This window comes from Polaribacter sp. WD7 (assembly GCF_003335085.1).
Classification (GTDB): domain Bacteria; phylum Bacteroidota; class Bacteroidia; order Flavobacteriales; family Flavobacteriaceae; genus Polaribacter.
This window is the reverse complement of sequence record NZ_QPEJ01000018.1, coordinates 141516-160595: the sequence shown is the minus strand read 5'-3', so window position 1 is coordinate 160595 and position 19080 is coordinate 141516. Positions and strand designations below refer to the sequence as shown.

The 19080-nt window shown below is 27.7% G+C and carries 16 protein-coding genes; 9 read left to right on the top strand and 7 right to left on the bottom strand.

The window, feature by feature from the left end; genetic code table 11:
- Positions 1 to 36: 36 nt before the first annotated feature.
- From mnmG to DUT90_RS09925, 4 genes are read right to left on the bottom strand one after another with little or no spacing between them, the layout of a single operon-like run.
- Positions 37 to 1914 carry a tRNA uridine-5-carboxymethylaminomethyl(34) synthesis enzyme MnmG gene (mnmG, locus tag DUT90_RS09940; RefSeq protein WP_114427034.1) on the bottom strand — a complete coding sequence of 626 codons (1878 nt, stop codon included), beginning with the start codon at positions 1912 to 1914 and terminating at the stop codon, positions 37 to 39.
- 32 nt (positions 1915 to 1946) lie between these two features.
- Positions 1947 to 2372 carry an rRNA maturation RNase YbeY gene (gene ybeY, locus DUT90_RS09935; protein ID WP_114427033.1) on the bottom strand — a complete coding sequence of 142 codons (426 nt, stop codon included), beginning with the start codon at positions 2370 to 2372 and terminating at the stop codon, positions 1947 to 1949.
- On the bottom strand, positions 2372 to 3841 hold the full coding sequence (locus tag DUT90_RS09930) for a hypothetical protein (RefSeq protein WP_114427032.1): 1470 nt from the start codon (positions 3839 to 3841) through the stop codon (positions 2372 to 2374). Before DUT90_RS09930 ends, ybeY begins: the two co-directional genes overlap by 1 nt.
- Before the next feature lie 16 nt (positions 3842 to 3857).
- Positions 3858 to 7220 (bottom strand): DUF4175 family protein, encoded by a 3363-nt coding sequence (locus DUT90_RS09925; protein ID WP_114427031.1) that lies wholly within the window; start codon positions 7218 to 7220, stop codon positions 3858 to 3860.
- 112 nt (positions 7221 to 7332) lie between these two features.
- Here DUT90_RS09925 and DUT90_RS09920 point away from each other — a divergent pair, with 112 nt between their 5' ends.
- The 7 genes from DUT90_RS09920 (at position 7333) to DUT90_RS09890 (ending at position 13970) form a co-directional block, all read left to right on the top strand.
- Positions 7333 to 8166: a hypothetical protein gene (locus DUT90_RS09920; protein WP_114427030.1), complete on the top strand. Its 834-nt coding sequence runs from the start codon at positions 7333 to 7335 to the stop codon at positions 8164 to 8166.
- A 324-nt stretch (positions 8167 to 8490) separates the two neighbouring features.
- Positions 8491 to 10011 (top strand): glutamate--tRNA ligase, encoded by a 1521-nt coding sequence (gene gltX / locus DUT90_RS09915; protein WP_114427029.1) that lies wholly within the window; start codon positions 8491 to 8493, stop codon positions 10009 to 10011.
- A gap of 2 nt (positions 10012 to 10013) precedes the next feature.
- The gene (locus tag DUT90_RS09910; RefSeq protein ID WP_114427028.1) at positions 10014 to 10538 is read left to right on the top strand and encodes a hypothetical protein; all 525 of its coding nucleotides are present in this window, start codon (positions 10014 to 10016) and stop codon (positions 10536 to 10538) included.
- A 152-nt stretch (positions 10539 to 10690) separates the two neighbouring features.
- Positions 10691 to 11620: an SPFH domain-containing protein gene (locus DUT90_RS09905; RefSeq protein ID WP_114427027.1), complete on the top strand. Its 930-nt coding sequence runs from the start codon at positions 10691 to 10693 to the stop codon at positions 11618 to 11620.
- Entirely contained in the window at positions 11613 to 12122 is a 510-nt protein-coding gene (locus DUT90_RS09900) for a hypothetical protein (RefSeq protein WP_114427026.1), read from the top strand. Before DUT90_RS09905 ends, DUT90_RS09900 begins: the two co-directional genes overlap by 8 nt.
- Before the next feature lie 220 nt (positions 12123 to 12342).
- Positions 12343 to 13065: a LytTR family DNA-binding domain-containing protein gene (locus DUT90_RS09895; protein WP_181858183.1), complete on the top strand. Its 723-nt coding sequence runs from the start codon at positions 12343 to 12345 to the stop codon at positions 13063 to 13065.
- Positions 13066 to 13085: 20 nt separating this feature from the next.
- Positions 13086 to 13970 (top strand): LytTR family DNA-binding domain-containing protein, encoded by an 885-nt coding sequence (locus tag DUT90_RS09890; RefSeq protein WP_114427024.1) that lies wholly within the window; start codon positions 13086 to 13088, stop codon positions 13968 to 13970.
- 196 nt (positions 13971 to 14166) lie between these two features.
- On the opposite strand, the gene tatA is transcribed toward DUT90_RS09890, so the two are convergent.
- The 3 genes from tatA to rnr all read right to left on the bottom strand — a co-directional run bounded on the left by tatA (position 14167) and on the right by rnr (position 17395).
- Positions 14167 to 14358, bottom strand: a complete 192-nt coding sequence (gene tatA / locus DUT90_RS09885) for a twin-arginine translocase TatA/TatE family subunit (protein ID WP_114427023.1) — start codon at positions 14356 to 14358, stop codon at positions 14167 to 14169.
- Positions 14359 to 14394: 36 nt separating this feature from the next.
- Positions 14395 to 15084 (bottom strand): head GIN domain-containing protein, encoded by a 690-nt coding sequence (locus tag DUT90_RS09880; RefSeq protein ID WP_114427022.1) that lies wholly within the window; start codon positions 15082 to 15084, stop codon positions 14395 to 14397.
- 88 nt (positions 15085 to 15172) lie between these two features.
- The gene (gene rnr / locus DUT90_RS09875) at positions 15173 to 17395 is read right to left on the bottom strand and encodes a ribonuclease R (protein ID WP_114427021.1); all 2223 of its coding nucleotides are present in this window, start codon (positions 17393 to 17395) and stop codon (positions 15173 to 15175) included.
- Between the two features lie 468 nt (positions 17396 to 17863).
- Between rnr and DUT90_RS09870 the strand changes: the two genes are divergently transcribed.
- Both DUT90_RS09870 and rpiB read left to right on the top strand, forming a co-directional pair.
- Entirely contained in the window at positions 17864 to 18043 is a 180-nt protein-coding gene (locus DUT90_RS09870; RefSeq protein ID WP_114427020.1) for a hypothetical protein, read from the top strand.
- A 591-nt stretch (positions 18044 to 18634) separates the two neighbouring features.
- Positions 18635 to 19069 carry a ribose 5-phosphate isomerase B gene (gene rpiB / locus DUT90_RS09865; protein WP_114427019.1) on the top strand — a complete coding sequence of 145 codons (435 nt, stop codon included), beginning with the start codon at positions 18635 to 18637 and terminating at the stop codon, positions 19067 to 19069.
- Positions 19070 to 19080 lie beyond the last annotated feature (11 nt).

Below are 19080 nucleotides of genomic sequence, written 5' to 3'. Positions count from 1 at the left end.
AATGTTCCACGAGGAACAATAGCTCTTTTTTTATTTTTATCTTCCCATATAAACCAACAATACAGAAATATCACTAGGAGATACACCACTTATTCTACTGGCTTGTGATATAGATGTTGGTTGAATTTTACTTAGTTTTTCTCTAGCTTCATACGAGAGAGATTTAACTTTTTGATAATCGAATTTAGAAGGAATACTTACATTCTCTAATCTATTTAATTTATCTGCGTTACTTTTTTCTTTTTCTATATAACCAGAATACTTTAAATGAATTTCTGCTTGTTCTATAATTTCTGAATCGATATTATTTTCTTTCAGAAAAGAACTTAGTTTTTTTAGGTTTGTGAAATCAGAAAAATCCAATTGTGGTCTGGCAGCAATTTTAAACAACTTCATGGACTGATTTACCAAAGCTAAGTTTTTTGCCTCTAAAATAGGATTCATTTCTTCTTGTTTAACGCTTGTTTCTTTTAAAAACTTAATCAACAGATCTGTTTTTTCCTGTTTTTCTACAACACGATCCATACGTTCTTTTGAAGCCAAACCTAATTTATATGCTTTAGGTGTTAATCGTAGATCTGCATTATCTTGTCGTAACAGTGTTCTATATTCTGCTCTTGATGTAAACATTCTATAAGGCTCTTCGGTTCCTTTAGTTATTAAATCATCAATTAGAACTCCAATGTAAGCTTCATTTCTTTTTAAAATGAAAGCTTCTTTTTGTTGAACTTTTAAGGCTGCATTAACTCCTGCCATTAGACCTTGTGCAGCGGCCTCTTCGTACCCAGTAGTTCCGTTAATTTGACCTGCAAAGAATAGATTTTGAATCAGTTTAGTTTCTAAAGAATGTGTCAATTGCGTAGGTGGGAAATAGTCGTATTCTATAGCATAACCATATCTAAAGAATTTGACATTTTCAAAACCTGCTACAGAACGTATTGCTTTGTCTTGAATATCTTCCGGAAGTGATGTTGAAAAACCATTTACATACATTTCGCAGGTAGTCCAACCCTCTGGTTCAACAAAAATTTGATGTCTGTCTTTGGTTGCAAAACGGTTTACTTTATCTTCTACAGAAGGGCAATATCTAGGCCCTGTAGATTTAATTCTACCATTAAACATAGGTGATCTTTCAAAACCTTCTTTTAACAAATCATGTACTTTTGGGTTTGTATAAGTTAGCCAACAAGACCGTTGTTTAGTTAAATTTTTAGTAATTGGTAAATACGAAAATTTCTCTGTGTTATCATCTCCTGGTTGTTCAGTCATTTTAGAATAATCTAAAGATCTACCATCTACTCTTGGAGGTGTTCCTGTTTTCATTCGTCCCGCTTCAAAACCTTTTGTGACTAAATCTTCTGTTATTCCTCTTGACGCTCCTTCTCCTGCTCTACCTCCTCCAAAATTTTTATCACCTATATGTATTAAACCATTTAAGAAAGTACCAGCAGTAATAACTACAGTTTTAGATTTTATCTCTAATCCTAACGCTGTTTTTACACCAATAATTTTATCGTCATCAAACAAGAGACCATTAACAGAATCCTGATAAAAATCTAAATTATCTGTTTGCTCTAACATTGTTCGCCAACACTCTGCAAACTGCATTCTATCTGATTGTGCTCTGGGACTCCACATTGCAGGTCCTTTAGATTTATTCAACATCTTAAACTGAATTGCTGTTTTATCTGTTACTATAGCACTGTAACCACCTAGAGCATCAATTTCTCTTACTATTTGCCCTTTAGCAATACCGCCCATTGCAGGGTTACAACTCATTTGTGCAATGTTTTGCAAATTCATTGTAATTAATAAGGTATGTGCACCCATATTTGCAGCAGCAGCAGCAGCCTCACTACCTGCATGACCACCACCTACTACAATTACATCGTATGTTGTATTAAATAAACTCATTTTAATAGTTCCACGTGAAACTTTATATTTAATTAATTGTTAATCAATTTATTAAGACTCGATAAAGCGTTATCTTCTGCATTACGCATAGCTTTTTTTTCTAAGGATGTTTTATCTTTAAAACCCATATAATGCAAAACACCATGAATCATAACTCTTGACAGTTCTTCTATAAAAGTTACATTAAAATCTTTTGCGTTTTCTTTAACTCTTTCTACAGATATAAATATATCTCCGCTAATTAATTTACCCACAGTATTATCAAAACTAATAATATCAGTTAAGGTATCATGTTGTAAAAATTCAACATTTAATTTATGAAGATATTTGTCATCACAAAAAATATAATTGATTTCACCTATATCATAACCATTTTCTATGACCACATCATTTATCCATAACATAAAATTGTTTTCTTCTTCTAAGACAAAGTTTGTTTCGTAGTTAAAAAGAATCATTATTTTATAGATATGTTATGAATTACAAAGTTTTTGTCTTTAATATTATAGGCTATGTATCTAAAATTATTTTTTAAAAAACAACTAGATTCAAACTTAAACTTAAGGTTACCCTCTAAATTATCTATGTACATTTCTTTATCGATTTCTTGATAAAAAGAATCGGGTAAATCTTCTTCCAATAAATTACAGTCTACATCCAAAACCACCTCAAAGAATCTTTTTTGTTTTAATACTGTTGCACTTAAAAAAGCTTCATCATCCATAAAATTAGGTCCAAAGCCACTAGGAATACTTCTTTGTATATTTTGTTGGATAAATTGATTGTGGAATTGTTGATGGATAAATTGATGATGATACCACAAATTATAATTATAATTATAGGTTACATCTACATAATCTATTCTTAATCGTAATTTATCTGTAGTTGTTTTATTAACAGTAAGAGTTGCATTGTACTTATTCTTTGATGCGTTTTTCAAGAATTTAGGTAGACCAATAAATTCGTCATTATTTTTTATATATTTTGACAAACTTTCATCTAGAGGAAAATTATTTACTGTTGTATTTGTATTAATATCGTGTATTTTTATATAACCTTCACTTTTTGATAAAGCAAGTTGAAACAACTTATTATCAATTACATAAGAGGTTGCTTTTCTATACTTTTGATTATTTTGATTGTTAAAAACAGATAACTGTGGAGACAATAAATTACTGTTCAAATTAAAAATTAACAATTCTGTAGTATTGGTTTTTTTACTATTGATATCAAAACCAATGATATTAAATTTTAAAGGCTCTTCTGAATCTCTGGTAAAAAATAATTTATTATCTTTAAAATAAAGTCTTACATCATTGACAGCTCCATTAGGTACAAACTCATTTGTATTTATAGAAGAAACAGATTTATCTTTAAAAAAAACTTTAACACTATCTTTTGGGGAAATGAATGTATATCTTTTTAAAACAGGTTTTAGTGAGGATATAAAATCTGCAATTTCTATGTAATTATTATCATTTTTGTATACTAAAATAGAACGATTATTTAAGCGAACTGAAGTTAGAAAATCATCATGAACCAAGGGGTCTGACTTTTGTATTGAGTTCTTGTAAAGGTTGAAATCAATCTTTTTTAAAAAGGATTTATTTTTGAGTTTATAACTTAATAATAACGTTAACATTTCTTTATTTTGGTGAAAAGAAACAATATTAACATCTGTTTCACTTGTAAAAATTGGTAAAGCAACTACAGTATTTCCATCAAACAAAAATGAAAAAACTTCATACTTCTTGGATATTTTGTTTTTTGTAAAAATTAGATGAAAAGATTCATTATTAAGTAAGTCTCCAGAAAAAGTGCGTAGTGTTTTATTACTTTTTGGAAGCACAATATCATTTTCTAAGTTTAGATTTGCGTGAATAAAATTTGAACATAAAAAAGCAATAATGATGCTAAACTTTTTCATAATTAAATGGTATTTTCTATACTTTGTTAGAAAAATAAGCTCTAACTTTAAGTTTATAATTTTGCTGCAAAGGTAATGATTGTCTGTTTAATATCTCTGTTTGATTATAAAACTGTTTTTTAAACTTTAATGCTTTTGCTTTTATTCTTTCAAAATCTTTTTTGTTGGTATTAGATTTTCGTTTTTTATCTTTTCCTTGTTCTAAAGCTGCTTTGTCTAATTTAAGTAATTCATAATTTAAATTTTGCATTTTTTGTAATGTTGAAGCATTAAAACCTTTTTCTAAGATTTCATTTTCTAAATCTTCCATTTTTTTTAAGGCTTTTCTAGCTTTAGAATTTACACCACTACCACCGTTTTCAGATTGCCTAATTTGTTCTTGTAATTGTTGGCGTAATAGACTTTGTTCTTTGTAGATTTGATATAACTCACCATCAAGATCATCATTTAAACCTCCTTCTCCAGATCCATTTTGCTTTCCATTATTTCCTTGTTTCCCTCCTTCACCTTGTTTCCCTTGCTCTCCTGTTTCTCCTGGTTTACCCATTTTTCCTGCTTGTTTGCCTTCTTTCCCTTTCCCCTTTTCAATACCTTTTTTCATCTTCTTGGACAATCCTTCTTGTTTTTTAATCAAGTCAGGTAAACTAAAGCCACTTCCACTACCCTTTTTTCCTTTTCCCATTTTCATAGACATCGCATTTTGCATACTATTTAAGATGTTACTTAGATAATCTGAAAGATTATTTGTTGCGGTCATTACATAGCGTTGATTAGATACTCCGTTTGTGAACCTATTTTCTGAGAAATTTTCTAAAGACTGGTCTAAATTATAGTGAACAGTAGAAAGATCATCTTTAATTTTGGTTGAAATTTTGGGTACCCGTAGAGATAAAACGTACAAACTATCATCTATGTGCTCAAAATATGTTTTTAATTGATTTTGGTTTTTTAAATCTTTACCAAAATCTGGATGCGATGTAGATATATTGCTAAACTTTTGCATAAGGTTTTCTTGTTGAAAAGAAAATGTAACCAAGTTTTCAAGTATTTTTCGCAAATCATCCATATTTTCTTGCATAGATTCTCCTTCCATTTCTAGCATTTGTTGTTGCATTTTAGCACTCATTTTTTGCATTTGACTAGAAGATTTTTGTTGACTTTTTTTGGCTTCTGATGATTTTTTTTCAGTTAAATTCTCTTCCGATTTTTTTAACTGATCATCTACGTTCTCTTTTTCTTCCTCTACATCAGGAAGCTCCATAGGTTTTTTTAATTTTTCATTGTCTTTATCTAGTTCTTTTAACTCTTCTTTTATTTGATTAAATTCTTTTTTTATGTTTTTTTGAGCGTCTAGATTGTCTTTCTCTTCTTTAGCTAAATCATCTTGTTTTTTAGACAGCTTATCTATTTTATTGGCAATTTGCATTGCTTTTTGTTCTACATAAAAACGTTTAGTAAGTTCTAAAACACGTTCTAAACTGCGCTCTTGTTGTTTATTTTGTTGTGCTAATTCTTTAGCTTTTTTTAGCAAATCATCTTTATTCAGTTTTTCTGCCATTTTTTGAATTTCATCCAACAGCTTTTGTTGCTTTTGTAACTTTTTTAATTCCTGAATTCTTTTCTGTAACGCTTCTTTTTTATTTTGAAGAGACTCTGTTTCTTCTTTCTTTTCTTCTAAATTTTCTTGCAACTTGTCAGTTTGACGTTGCATCATTTGATTGTATTGATTTTGGCGTTGTATAAATTTTTGAACTTTCTTTTTATCGTTCCAATTTACTTTTTTCTTACTTTGTAAATCTTTTTGAACTTCTTGTAAGGCCTGTTTCTGTTTTTGTTGTTTACTTATAGAGTTTTCAATAGCACGTATGGTGTTTCGCTGTTCTTGTAACAACTCCTCTTCTATTTCATCGTCTAATTTATTTCTATAATTAAAAACTTTACTTGTAGTTTTTTTATTTCCGTTAACAGCATCGTTATCAAAAACTTGAAAAAAGAACTCATAAGAAACTCCTTTTTGCAGACGCAAACCATTAGGAAATTCATAGAAGAAAGATTGTATGCTCTCTTTTGTAATTTTTATGTTTTGTATTTCTTTTACATCTGGATTATTTTCATCATAATAAACCAGTTGTAATTTATGTAAACCATAATCATCAGAAATTTGTCCCGCAAAAAAAGATGTTCCACGAGAAATACTATCTATGTTAGATTTTACAGAGATTTGAGGAAAAGCATCTTTTACAACATCAACAGAAAATTGCAAACTTTCAAAATCTTTTAAATAGTTGTTAGAAGATGAAATTTGATAATAAAATGCTTTACGTACTTGTTGTGTGTGTCTAAAAAGATCTTTACTTACAGAGTCAAAAAAAACACTATTGTTATTGTTAGTAAATGAAACAGAATCTGTTTGATTCGCAGTTACATTCCAAGTTATTTTTGTTCCTTCGGGTACACTTATATTGTTAGAATTTTGAGTTGATTCATTTTTTTTACCTAAGTACTTTGGATATTTTAAATCTAATGAAATCGATTGTATAGTTGGTGTTTTTAAGATTGATATTTGATAGTTTTTTGATTCAACTCCATTAGCATCAATATAAAAATCTATAGGTTTTTGCACATCAGAAAAGGTATAAGAAAAAGTACCATTCTCTTTATTTTGTAAATAGTATTGTTGATTGTCAAAGATAACCTTAGCTTCACTTGGTATAACATTACCTATAGTTTCTACAGTTATTGTTATAGAAGATCCTTGAATTATTTGTAGACTTTTATTGGTTATAGAAATAGTAAAAGGCGCTGGCGGAAGATATGCTTTTTCGTGATTTACTACGCGCTTTAGACTTTGAGTTAAATCTTTATAAAATCCTGATAATAAAGATATTATAAAAATAAAAACAGGAATTATTGCATATTTTAAATATTTTTTATTTTGCTTAAAATCTACTGCTTTAGCAAACGGAATAGGTTGTAATTGTGCTGATTTTTGAGCTATGCTTGCCAATAATAAATCTGATGTATTGCTGCTTTGTTGTAACTGTAAAACGTTTAGTAGTTTGTCTTTTACTTCAGGAAAATGATTTCCAATAATTGTAGACGCTTGTTCATAAGAAATGCCTTTTCGTAAGCCTATTAGCTTAAAAATAGGAAAAGCAATAAAACGAATTAAAAGAAAAAGTTCTACCAAAACAAACACCCAAAACAAAATTGTTCTAGATAAGGGTTTAAGCCATAAAAAATATTCTAAAAAAAGAGTAAAAAAGAGGTAAACACATCCTAAAGAAAGAAATAAAATTGTGCCCTTTATCAACTCACTTGTATAATATTTTTGTGTAAACTGATGTAGTTTTTTTTCTATGTTTTTAAATACGTCCATAAACAACTAATAAAAATACTGTTTTTTAAATTTTTATCATTCAATTTTTTGTTAAAACAGTTTTGTAAGTAATTTAAAAACAACGCTACTAAGTTCATATAAAAAATTTAAAATGAAACATCTAACAAAACTTTTGTTCCTATTCATTACTATTAGTGCTTTTTCTCAAAGCCCTTGGACACAAGAAAAAGGAAAATTTTATACACAATTATCATTTACAAGTATTGCCAATTATAATTCTTTATTTGGAGACCCAGAGATTCTTACTGAAAGAGAAATTACAGACAATACGTTACAATTTTTTGGAGAATATGGTTTGTCTGATAAAACGTCTTTACTGGTAAATATTCCCTTTAAACTTATTGAAACAGGAGATTTAACATCAACCAACTTAAACCCAACAACAACAGCTGCTACAGAAAGTACACTTGGCAATATAGAATTGGGTTTAAAACATAATTTTTATCAAAAAGACTGGACAATTTCTGGGCAATTTTCTGTCGAAGCAAATACAAGTTCTTTTGATGCTAGTTCAGGTATTAGAACAGGGTACGATGCTTGGACATTCTCTCCTTTATTATTAGCAGGAAAAAGCTTTGGAGACACATATATACAAGGTTTTTTAGGAGCCAACTTAAGAACAAACAATTATAGTTCTAACTTTAGATTTGGAGGTGAAATAGGAAGCAGATTAGGAAAACACGTATGGTTAATTGCTTTCTTAGATGTTTCTTCTTCTTTCAAAAATGGAGATGTAGTAATACCTCAAGAAAATATACTTACTGGTTTATATGTAAATGATCAAGAATTTGGTGCTTTTGGTTTAAAAGCAATTGGAGAAATTTCTGAAAATTTTGGTATTACTGCCGGATTTGGAGGTGCATTTTCTGGAAATAATGTAGCTAAACAAGGAGCTCTTAATATTGGTCTTTATCATAAATTTTAGAGTAATTGCCCCGAATTCACGAATAAATCATACCAAAACCTCACAAAATATGTGAGGTTTTTTGTTTTTTGATTCATATGTTTTCTAATCAACTATCAAATCATTCTAATAACAGGCAATAATTTGTGAATTCGTGGCTATAATTTTTAAGAAAAAGTATCTTTGCGTCGTAAAAAACTAAAATAAATTTGTTTGTCATTTCGACTGAAATGGAGAAATCTAAAATAATTAAATACAAAGGTTAGATTTTTCGGCTTCATTTCATTCCGCACAAAACGACATTTAAAAAATTTTAGAAAATCTTATTCAAAAATCAAGAAAATAATGAAATCTGATGTTCGTGTTCGTTTTGCACCAAGTCCTACAGGACCTTTACATATTGGTGGTGTAAGAACAGCTTTATATAATTACTTATTTGCAAAAAAACATAACGGAACTTTTGTGTTACGTATAGAAGACACAGACCAAACACGTTACGTTGCCAACGCAGAACAATATATTATAGATGCTTTAGATTGGTGTGCTATTCCTTTTGATGAAGGTCCTGGAAAAAATGAAAAATTTGGTCCGTACAGACAATCTGAACGAAAAGAGTTATACAAAAATTATGCAGATACTTTATTAAAAACAGGTTGGGCTTATTACGCTTTTGATTCTTCTGATGATTTGACTAGTTATAGACAACAACACGAAGCTGAAGGAAAAACCTTTGTATATAACTGGCAAAATAGAGCAGACGGAACTTTGGTAAATTCTTTAGTTTTAAGTGAAGAAGAAGTACAAGCAAAACTTAATACTGGTGATAAATATGTCATCCGCTTTAAAACACCACAAGACGAAATTTTAAAATTAGAAGATGAAATTCGTGGTAATATTACCATTGATACTAATACTTTAGATGATAAAATTTTGTTTAAATCTGATGGAATGCCAACCTATCATTTAGCAAATATTATAGACGATCATTTAATGAAAATTAGCCATGTAATTCGTGGAGAAGAGTGGTTACCTTCTCTCCCACTTCATTCATTATTATATAGAGCCTTTGGTTGGAATTCTCCAAAATTTGCACACTTACCATTAATTTTAAAACCCGTTGGTAAAGGAAAATTAAGCAAACGAGATGGTGATAAATTAGGTTTTCCTGTATTTCCTCTAGAATATACAAACGATGTTACAGGTGATGTTTCTCGCGGATATAAAGAAGATGGGTATTTTGCTGATGCTTTTATAAACATGTTGGCTTTTCTTGGATGGAATCCAGGTACAGAACAAGAAATCTTTTCTTTAGAAGAATTAGTACAAACATTCGATTTAAAACGTGTGTCTAAATCTGGTGCAAAATTTAGCCCAGATAAAACCAAATGGTTCAATCAACAATACATGCAGTCTAAATCTGATGCAGAATTGACAGATTTATTTCTTCCACTTTTAGCAAAAAAAGAAATTGTAAAAGACTACAATTTTGTTTTAAAAGTAGTTTCATCAATAAAAGAGAGAGCTATTTTTGTTGCTGATTTCTGGAATTTATCTTCATTCTTTTTTGAAACTCCAACCTCTTACGACCCAAAAGCCGCTAAGAAAAACTGGAAAGAAACAACTTCTGAATTGATGAAAGAGCTTATTTCTGTGATTGAAAACATTGGTAATTTTTCTTCCGAAAACACAGAAAAAGAAATTAAAGGATGGATTACTACTAAAGAAATTGGTTTTGGTAAAGTAATGCAACCTCTTCGTTTATCTTTGGTAGGTAAACTAGCAGGCCCTCATTTATTTGATATTATTGCTATGATTGGTAAAGAAGAAACTATTAAACGAATTGAAAATGCAATAGAGAACCTATAATTATGAAACAACTATTTTTTCTTTTAGCTTTACTATTTACTAGTATTTCTTATGCTCAGTTTAACAACAATTCTCGTCAGAGACAAAGCTTTCCTAGTCCGCAACAACAACAAAGTCCTAAACCAAAGTTTGAAGTAGAAAAATATGTTGGTATTATAATTTATGATGTAGAAAAAGCTGCCAAAAAAACAGGCGTAAAATTATCTTCTACTACTGGTAAAACATTTTCTACAACTTTAAAAAACTACAATAAATCTATTAAAGATATTGAAAGAATAAACAGTTTTGTTTTAAAAAGTACTAAAAATATGGTAGAAAGTTTTCAAAAAAAAGCCATAGAAACAGGTGATTTTTCTAACCAACCTAAAGTAATGAAAGCTATGAATGAAAATTTAAAACCAGTTTCTGAAAGCATTCAACAAGAAGATAAAGCTTTTGATGCAAAAATGAAAAGCGTACTCTCTAAAAAACAATACCTAAAATGGATTAAGTATAATAGAAAACTAAACAAAACGTTTTATAAATAATACTTTTACAACCAACATATAAAAACCCTGTACTAGCTGTACAGGGTTTTTCTTTTAAATAACTGTAACATTTTTAAGAAAAAATATACCTATAAGTACTTAATCTTTTAAGTATCTTTACAATAATCGTTTATTAATTTAAAAAAATTATCATGTTTGCTACTTTACCTATTATCTTTATTCTTATAGCTTTATTTGTTTTCGGCGCCTTTTTTGTGGTGAAACAACAAACTTCTGCAATTATAGAACGTTTCGGAAAATTTCAAAGCATTCGTCATTCTGGTCTTCAATTAAAAATTCCTTTAGTTGATAGAATTGCAGGAAAACTGAGTTTAAAAATTCAACAATTAGACGTTATTATAGAAACCAAAACGTTAGATGACGTATTTGTAAAACTAAAAGTTTCCGTTCAATATAAAGTTATTAGAGAAAAAGTTTATGATGCTTTTTATAAATTAGATTATCCTCATGATCAAATTACTTCTTTTGTTTTTGATGTAGTTAGAGCAGAAGTTCCTAAAATGAGATTAGATGACGTTTTTGTAAAAAAAGATGACATTGCCATTGCTGTAAAAAGAGAATTGCAAGAATACATGACAGAATATGGTTATGATATTATTAAAACTTTAGTAACAGATATAGATCCTGATGCTCAAGTTAAAGCAGCTATGAACAGAATTAACGCAGCAGATAGAGAAAAAACTGCAGCTCAATTTGAGGGTGATGCGCAACGAATTTTAATTGTAGAACGTGCTAAAGCAGAAGCAGAAAGCAAACGTTTACAAGGGCAAGGTATTGCAGACCAAAGACGCGAAATTGCAAGAGGTTTAGAAGAGTCTGTAGAAGTATTAAATAAAGTAGGTATAAACTCTCAAGAAGCATCTGCATTAATTGTGGTTACACAACATTATGATACGTTACAATCTATTGGTCAAGAAACAAATAGTAACTTAATTTTATTACCCAACTCACCTCAAGCAGGAAGTCAAATGTTAAATGATATGGTGGCTAGTTTTACAGCAAGTAATCAAATTGGAGAGGCTATGAAAAACGCTAAGCCAAAAAAGAAAAATAATGAATAAACTACTTTTATTTCTTTTAAGTTTTTTCTTTAGTTTTATATCTTTAAGTCAAACTAAAGAAGAGGCTTTAAGAGATGCAAAAATAACGGCAGATGCTACTTTAAAGTCTGATTATAAAACCGTTTTAGCATATACATATACTCCTGTTTTAAAAGTAATGGGAGGTAAAAAAGAAGCTTTACGTTTGATTTCTAAATCTATGGAAGATATGAGAAAGCAAGGTTTTGCATTTGAATCTGCAGAGGTAGTGTCTTGCTCAGAAATTGTAGAAGAACAAAATCAAAAAAGATGTTTTATAAATAATACATATGTAATGCTTTTTAATGACTATAGAATTACTTCTAAAGCATATCTTCTAGGTATTTATAATGAGACAACAAAAAATTGGAATTTTATAGAAGCTAAACAACTTTCTAGTCCAATGATGAGTAGCATTTTTCCAGATTTTAAAACTTCTCTTATTATCCCTCAAGGCTCTATAGATAAAGAAAAAATAAAATAGCTTTTATGAGTTTTTAAATAATTTTTTATTTGTAAAATCTTTATCAAAATAATACTATAATCATCTTAGAATGTTTGTTTTACATTGGTTAAAAAAACCTTATTTTTTTATCAATTCTTTTAAGTTTAATTTTATAATTTGCTTAGGTGTTGGTTTTTTTATATTTCTATTTCTCTTTATTTTTCGTCCTTTCGGAATAACAAGTATTTTAAACAACAAATTGTTATATACAGCTGGTTTTGGGTTAATAACATTTATTTGTTCTTCTTTCTTTTTTCTTTTATTTCCAATTTTGTTTCAATCTTTTTTTGATGATGAAAACTGGACTGTAGCAAAAAATATTTTTTTTCTGTTTTTATTAGTTTTTTTTATTTCTGTGGGTAATTATTACTATAATTCTTTAGTACAAAATACACAAAACATAGATTTATTATCTCTTAAAGATTTTTTAGGTTTTACCTTTACTATAGCTATTTTTCCTATAATTATTTTTACTTACGTCAGTGAAAAAATGTATAGATATCATAGAGAAAAAACAGCAAAGAAAATCATGAACATAAAGCTTTCTAAAAAAGTAGATAGCAAAGATATAGATACTAATGAAATTATAATTTTTGGTGAAAATAATAAAGAAAATATATCTTTTAATGTAAATGATTTAATATACATTACTTCTCAAGGTAATTATGCATGTTTTTATCTTAAAACTGAGAAACAAACAAAAGAGCGTATTATAAGAAATACATTATTTAACATACAAAAGTGTTTAAATAATTACTCAAACTTTGTTAGATGTCATAAATCCTATATCATAAATACAAAATTTATAAACTCAGTTTCTGGAAATGCTAGAGGATATTACTTAAAATCTGATAGTATTAATAAAAAAATACCAGTTTCTAGAAATTTTAAAAAAGATGAACTTACAAATTTAATTTCTTAAATTTACTTTTTAAGCTTCGTATGAAAAAAAAAAATTCTTGGTTATCTAAACCTTACTATTTTAATACTTCTATTAAATTTAAACTAAAAATTAGCTTTTTCTTTGGTCTTTTTGTTTTTTGCTTTTTATACATCTTCAAACCTTTTTACTTATCATTAATAGATCATCCTGTTATTCTTGAATATACAATAGGTATTGGTATCATAGTTTTTATAGGTACTTTTTTTATGGTATGGGTTCCTCCAATGATTTTTAAACGTTTTTTTAATGAAGATAAATGGACTATTGGTAGAAATATTTTACTTCTTTTAGTGGGTGTTCTTATTGTAGGTACTTTTTTATGGTATTTTGGAGAGATGTACAAAGAACAGTATAATCTAAAAAAACTTTCTTTATTACAGTACTTAATCTATTCTTTTTTAGTTACGTGTTTACCTTTAAGCATATATATATTTTATAATGAAAAATATACTAGAGAAAGAAGACAAGAAAAAATAGGGTTTATTAAAAAGTACAAATCGAGTATAACGTTAGAAAAGAAACAAATTTTAAATGATTTTATAAAAATTTATTCTGATAATAAAAAAGAATATTTAGAGTTTAAAGCAGACGATTTGGTTTATATTACCTCTCAAGGAAATTATGCTAGTTTCTTTTTAAAAAAACAAAACTCTATTAATTTAAAAGAAGATATTTTAAGAGTAACTTTATCAAAAATAGATACTAATTTAAAAGAATACCCTAATATCATACGTTGTCATAAATCTTATATTATCAATTCAAACTATATAGAAGATATTCAAGGTAATGCAAGAGGTTATTTATTAAAAATTAAACATGTTTGTTTTTTTATTCCTGTATCTAGAAATTTTAGCAAACAATCTTTATTAATTTTTTCTAGATAAAAGCTTCCTTTTCATCCCAAACATTGAATAATTCTTCCCGTTTGTAACATTTTCTTGAGAAAACAATGATAGTAGCCTATATTTGTGTCAAAGAAATTAAATTAGAAATATTGGGGGATTTTTTTAATTTAAAAAAACTAAAGCTCAATTTATATATAAATTGAGCTTTTTTTATGAGATAATAAAGTAACGATTTTTACTTTTTTTCTTCTAATTTTTCATCAGATTCCTCTTCTTTAGCGGCATTTTTAAATTCTTTAATTCCGCTACCTAATCCTTTCATTAATTCAGGAATTTTTCTTCCACCAAATAGTAATAAAATAACCACAACAATTATAATAACTTGTGGTCCACCTATCATTCCAAAATATATTGCTAAACTGTTCATTTTTTATTCTTTAAATACAAAGATACAAAAGTAAGACTAATTTCTTTTCTGAATAATTCCTCCTATAACTTTTTTATCTTTAATTACTTTAGGATTTCCTTTGTAAAAAATAGAACCTCCAAAACCAACCTTAGCATTTAGTGTTTCTCCTGCTAAAATTTCTGCTTTTGCACCCGTACCTGCATTTACGGTAGAATTGCTAGATACACTCATATTAAAACCATGATAAGTACCATATAAATCTACATCTACAACTTGATTTTTTGAAGCACCAGATAATTTAATAATTCCACCAGAAGACGCTCTTACCTTTAAGTAATCTGTAGTACATAATAAATTTATAAAAGCTCTTTCTTGTGCGTTTACTTCTAATTTATCTTGATTAAAGCTTTTACTTGTTATAGTTGCTCCTTCATTTGCATCTATAATAGCTATTTCTTTGTTATAATATAATTTAATTAAAACTTCACCCTCAGCAGCGTTTTCGCTAGGTTTAACAGAAAATTTTAAAGATAATTTTAAAGTATTATCTACATTTTTAATCTTTACTTTTTCAGATTTTTTTCCTGTAATTTCTAGATATTGTTTATCTGATTTTATCAATTCTACTTCTATACCATTGTAAACTTTCAATTCTGAATAATCTCCAAGAGTTTTAGATATTTTTATTTGAGACATTAAGGATAGACTCAATAAAAATAACATTGTACAAAAAATTCTTTTCATTTCTTTTGTTTGATTAAAGTTACCAATATAAAGACTAATTTATATTTTTATTGTTGCAATTGCGTTAAATCTATATTAATCAATTTTTTTAATGTTCTATTAAATCAAAATCAAGGTGTTTACGTTCTAAATCTGTTTTTTTTACTTTTACCTTTACATCATCACCTAATTGATACATTTGTTTTGTAGATTGTCCTACAATGGCGTATTGCTCTTCATCAAAAATATAATAATCACTTTTTATATCTCTAATTCTAACCATTCCTTCACACTTATTCTTTGTAATTTCTACATAAATACCCCATTCTGTAACACCTGTAATTACACCATCAAATACTTCATCTTTATGATCTTGCATATATTTTACCTGCATGTATTTAATAGAATCTCGTTCAGCTTTAGATGCTAATTCTTCTCGTTTAGAAGAGTGTTTACATTTTTCTTCATAAACATCTTGTTTTACGCTATTTCCGCCATCTAAATAGTGTTGTAGTAATCTGTGTGTCATTACGTCTGGGTAACGCCTAATAGGTGATGTAAAATGGCTATAATAATCAAATGCTAATCCGTAATGACCAATATTTTGTGTTGTATAGACAGCTTTAGACATAGAACGAATTGCTAAAGTTTCTATCATATTAGATTCTGCTTTTCCATGAACATCACTTAATAATTGATTTAAAGAATCTGAGGTAGATTCTCTTGTATTGGTATCTATTTTATAACCAAATTTACTGATGATGTTTTGTAAAGATGCCAACTTTTCTATATCTGGTTCATCATGCACTCTGTATATAAAAGTTTTATTAGATGGCTTCCCTCCTTTTGCTTTTCCAATAAATTCAGCTACTTTTCTATTGGCTAATAACATAAATTCTTCAATTAATTTATTAGCATCTTTTGCTTCTTTAAAGTAAACACCTGTAGGATTAGCTTGTTCATCTAAATGAAACTTTACCTCTACTCTATCAAAAGAAATAGCTCCTTGCTTCATTCTTTTTTTACGAAGAATTTTTGCTAATTTATCTAGTTGTAAAGTAGCTTCTACGATATCTGGAGTAACTTCATATTCTTTATCAATAATAGACGTTTCTATAGGCATTGTATAAGATGCTATAGTATCTGACAATTTACAATTTTCTAGTATAGACTGTGCTTCTTCATACGCAAAACGTTGGTCTGAATAAGTTACTGTTCTTCCAAACCATTGATTGATAAGTTGCGCTTTTTCATTCATTTCAAAAACAGCAGAAAAGGTTAATTTTTCTTCATTAGGTCTTAGAGAACATACCCCATTACTTAGCATTTCTGGTAGCATAGGCACTACTCTATCTACCAAATAAACAGAGGTTGCTCTGTCAAAGGCTTCTGCATCTAAAATAGTTTTAGGTTGTAAGTAATGAGAAACGTCTGCAATATGAATACCTATTTCATAATTTCCGTTTTCTAATTTTTTAAATGACAAAGCATCATCAAAATCTTTTGCATCTTTAGGATCTATGGTAAACGTTAAATCGTTTCTCATATCTCTTCGTTTTGCAATTTCTTCTTTTGTAATTTCTACAGGAAGACATTGTGCTTCTTCTTCTACTTCTGTCGGAAATTCATAGGGTAAATCATATTCTAATAAAATAGAATGCATTTCTGTATTATGATCTCCTGGTTTACCGAGTACCTTGGTTATTTTTCCGAACGGATTTTTAGATTTTTCTGGCCAGTCTGTAATGGTAGCTTGTACTTTATCTCCATGTTCTGCTCCATTTAGTTTGTTTTGAGATATAAATATATCTGCATACATTTTGTTACTATCTGGTAATACAAAACCAAAGTTTTTATTGAGTTGTAAAACGCCTACAAATTCTGTTTTTGCACGTTCTAAAACTTCTACAACATCTGCTTCTAGTTTATTAGAACGTCTTTTTTTATACACATAAGCTTTTACTATATCTCCATGTAAACCTTTACCTAAATTTATATTTGGTATAAAGATATCGTCTTCATAATCATCAGACATGAAATACCCATTTCCGTTTGACGTAATATCTAAGGTTCCTAATGAATATTTTCTATCTTCATTAATTTGAAATTTTCCTCTATCTACTTCTTTAATTTTTTTGGTTGCTGTTAATTCAACTAATTTTTTTAATACTTGAGTTTTACCATCAGTATCAAATATATTTAATTTAGTAGCAATTTGCTTATAATTGTAAAATTTATCACTGTCTTGATTTAAAATTTTAAAGATGTTTCTTGTAAGATCTTTAATAACTTTTCCTTTCTTTTTATATATTTTTTTATTTTTTCTAGGCATAAAATGCTTTTATTATTATGTTACCAAAATACAATAAATTATAAGTTAACTAATTTAAACAAATGTTACTTTTTAATGTATATATAGATAAACTATTTCTATAATATATGTTGATATCTCATTGTTTATAATTTATAATTAACTTAATTTCAAGTTTTTATAAAATATAAATATCAAAATACTTTTTAATTATGTAAAGGGAAATTAAATGCTTTATGAAATCTTAATTAGATTTTTGGAGAAGAAAACTGTTAACGGTTTACAAAATATTAACGCAAACATACATAAAAACTTTTAATGTAAGTCTTTATAATCTTTCGGCTAAGTAAAATCTCTATTTTATGGCTTTAATTACCTAAAATTTATACAGACGTTGATGACTAACTTAAAATAAGTTAAATAAATCTTAATTTTTTTGTAACGTTTTACCAAAAAGTACGTCTATCATATAGAAGCAACACCATAAAGATGAAAAATTTTAGAAAAATAATTCTTTTGTTTACAGTAATATTTGTAGCAGGAATCATTATTACAGTAAAAACTGTAAATTCATCTCTACAGAAAAAGGATACACTAGAAAAGGCTTCAGAAATAGAAAAAGACATCACTTATCTTTTAAAAGCAGAAAAAACAATAGAAACTGTTTAATTTCTTTTTTACATCACTACTACATTTTTTTAAAACTAAAGACGTTACATAGATTTAAAAAAAGAAGACTTATTAACATCTTATATTATATTTATTTTTCTTTTATAAATTTTTTAAAAACTATGATGTTTATAATAGTCTGTGAATAGCTACTATAAAATTTAGATCTTTTATTTTTTAATATCACTTATTAAAAAGCATTGACAAGTTATGAGTCATTTAAAAGCTTAAAAATCAATTTAATTTTAGAGTTATTAACAATACTTATAAACAGCTATTAACTTCTTTTTGATGATAACTAAAAGATCTTTTATGTAAACAAATTGTAAATTTTGTGTTGATAAACTTTTATGAAAATCTAAAAATAAAATTTGCATAATTCATCTAGATACTTGTATTGTAATAAATATTGAAACAAACAAAAAAAGTTTCGAGTTTTTAATGATAAGTTCTTAACATTCTCTTAAACTTGTTAAATCCTTAAAAAATAAGGAGTTATTAAAAATAGATAAATTTTGAATGTTTATAACTGTTGATAACCGGTATTTTCTATATTTTTGTGATGTACAATACAATTAAAATCAACAAATTATGACTATTGCCATAGGTAATGACCACGCAGGAACAGTATACAAATTTGAAATTATAAAACATTTAGAAAATAAAGGCTATACAGTTTTAAATTTTGGAACAGATACTAATGATTCTATGGATTATCCAGATGCTATTCATCCTACAGCAAATGCAGTAGAATCTGGTAAAGCAGCATTTGGTATTATTTTATGCGGTTCTGGTAATGGTGCACAAATGACTGCTAATAAACATCAAGGAATAAGAGCTGCATTATGTTGGAATAATGAGTTGGTTGTCTTAACAAGACAACACAATAATGCCAATATACTTACCATACCTGCTCGTTTTGTATCTCTTCAACAGGCTTTAGGTTTTGTAGATGTATTTTTAAATACAGAATTTGAAGGAGGAAGACATCAAAACAGAATTGATAAAATTTCTTGTGCTGGTTGATAAAACTTAAT

Bases quoted from the DNA above. Each gene is read 5' to 3' on its own strand.
- mnmG (WP_114427034.1), bottom strand. From the start codon at position 1,914: ATGAGTTTATTTAATACAACATACGATGTAATTGTAGTAGGTGGTGGT.
- ybeY (WP_114427033.1), bottom strand. From the start codon at position 2,372: ATGATTCTTTTTAACTACGAAACAAACTTTGTCTTAGAAGAAGAAAAC.
- DUT90_RS09930 (WP_114427032.1), bottom strand. From the start codon at position 3,841: ATGAAAAAGTTTAGCATCATTATTGCTTTTTTATGTTCAAATTTTATT.
- DUT90_RS09925 (WP_114427031.1), bottom strand. From the start codon at position 7,220: ATGGACGTATTTAAAAACATAGAAAAAAAACTACATCAGTTTACACAA.
- DUT90_RS09920 (WP_114427030.1), top strand. From the start codon at position 7,333: ATGAAACATCTAACAAAACTTTTGTTCCTATTCATTACTATTAGTGCT.
- gltX (WP_114427029.1), top strand. From the start codon at position 8,491: ATGAAATCTGATGTTCGTGTTCGTTTTGCACCAAGTCCTACAGGACCT.
- DUT90_RS09910 (WP_114427028.1), top strand. From the start codon at position 10,014: ATGAAACAACTATTTTTTCTTTTAGCTTTACTATTTACTAGTATTTCT.
- DUT90_RS09905 (WP_114427027.1), top strand. From the start codon at position 10,691: ATGTTTGCTACTTTACCTATTATCTTTATTCTTATAGCTTTATTTGTT.
- DUT90_RS09900 (WP_114427026.1), top strand. From the start codon at position 11,613: ATGAATAAACTACTTTTATTTCTTTTAAGTTTTTTCTTTAGTTTTATA.
- DUT90_RS09890 (WP_114427024.1), top strand. From the start codon at position 13,086: ATGAAAAAAAAAAATTCTTGGTTATCTAAACCTTACTATTTTAATACT.
- tatA (WP_114427023.1), bottom strand. From the start codon at position 14,358: ATGAACAGTTTAGCAATATATTTTGGAATGATAGGTGGACCACAAGTT.
- DUT90_RS09880 (WP_114427022.1), bottom strand. From the start codon at position 15,084: ATGAAAAGAATTTTTTGTACAATGTTATTTTTATTGAGTCTATCCTTA.
- rnr (WP_114427021.1), bottom strand. From the start codon at position 17,395: ATGCCTAGAAAAAATAAAAAAATATATAAAAAGAAAGGAAAAGTTATT.
- DUT90_RS09870 (WP_114427020.1), top strand. From the start codon at position 17,864: ATGAAAAATTTTAGAAAAATAATTCTTTTGTTTACAGTAATATTTGTA.
- rpiB (WP_114427019.1), top strand. From the start codon at position 18,635: ATGACTATTGCCATAGGTAATGACCACGCAGGAACAGTATACAAATTT.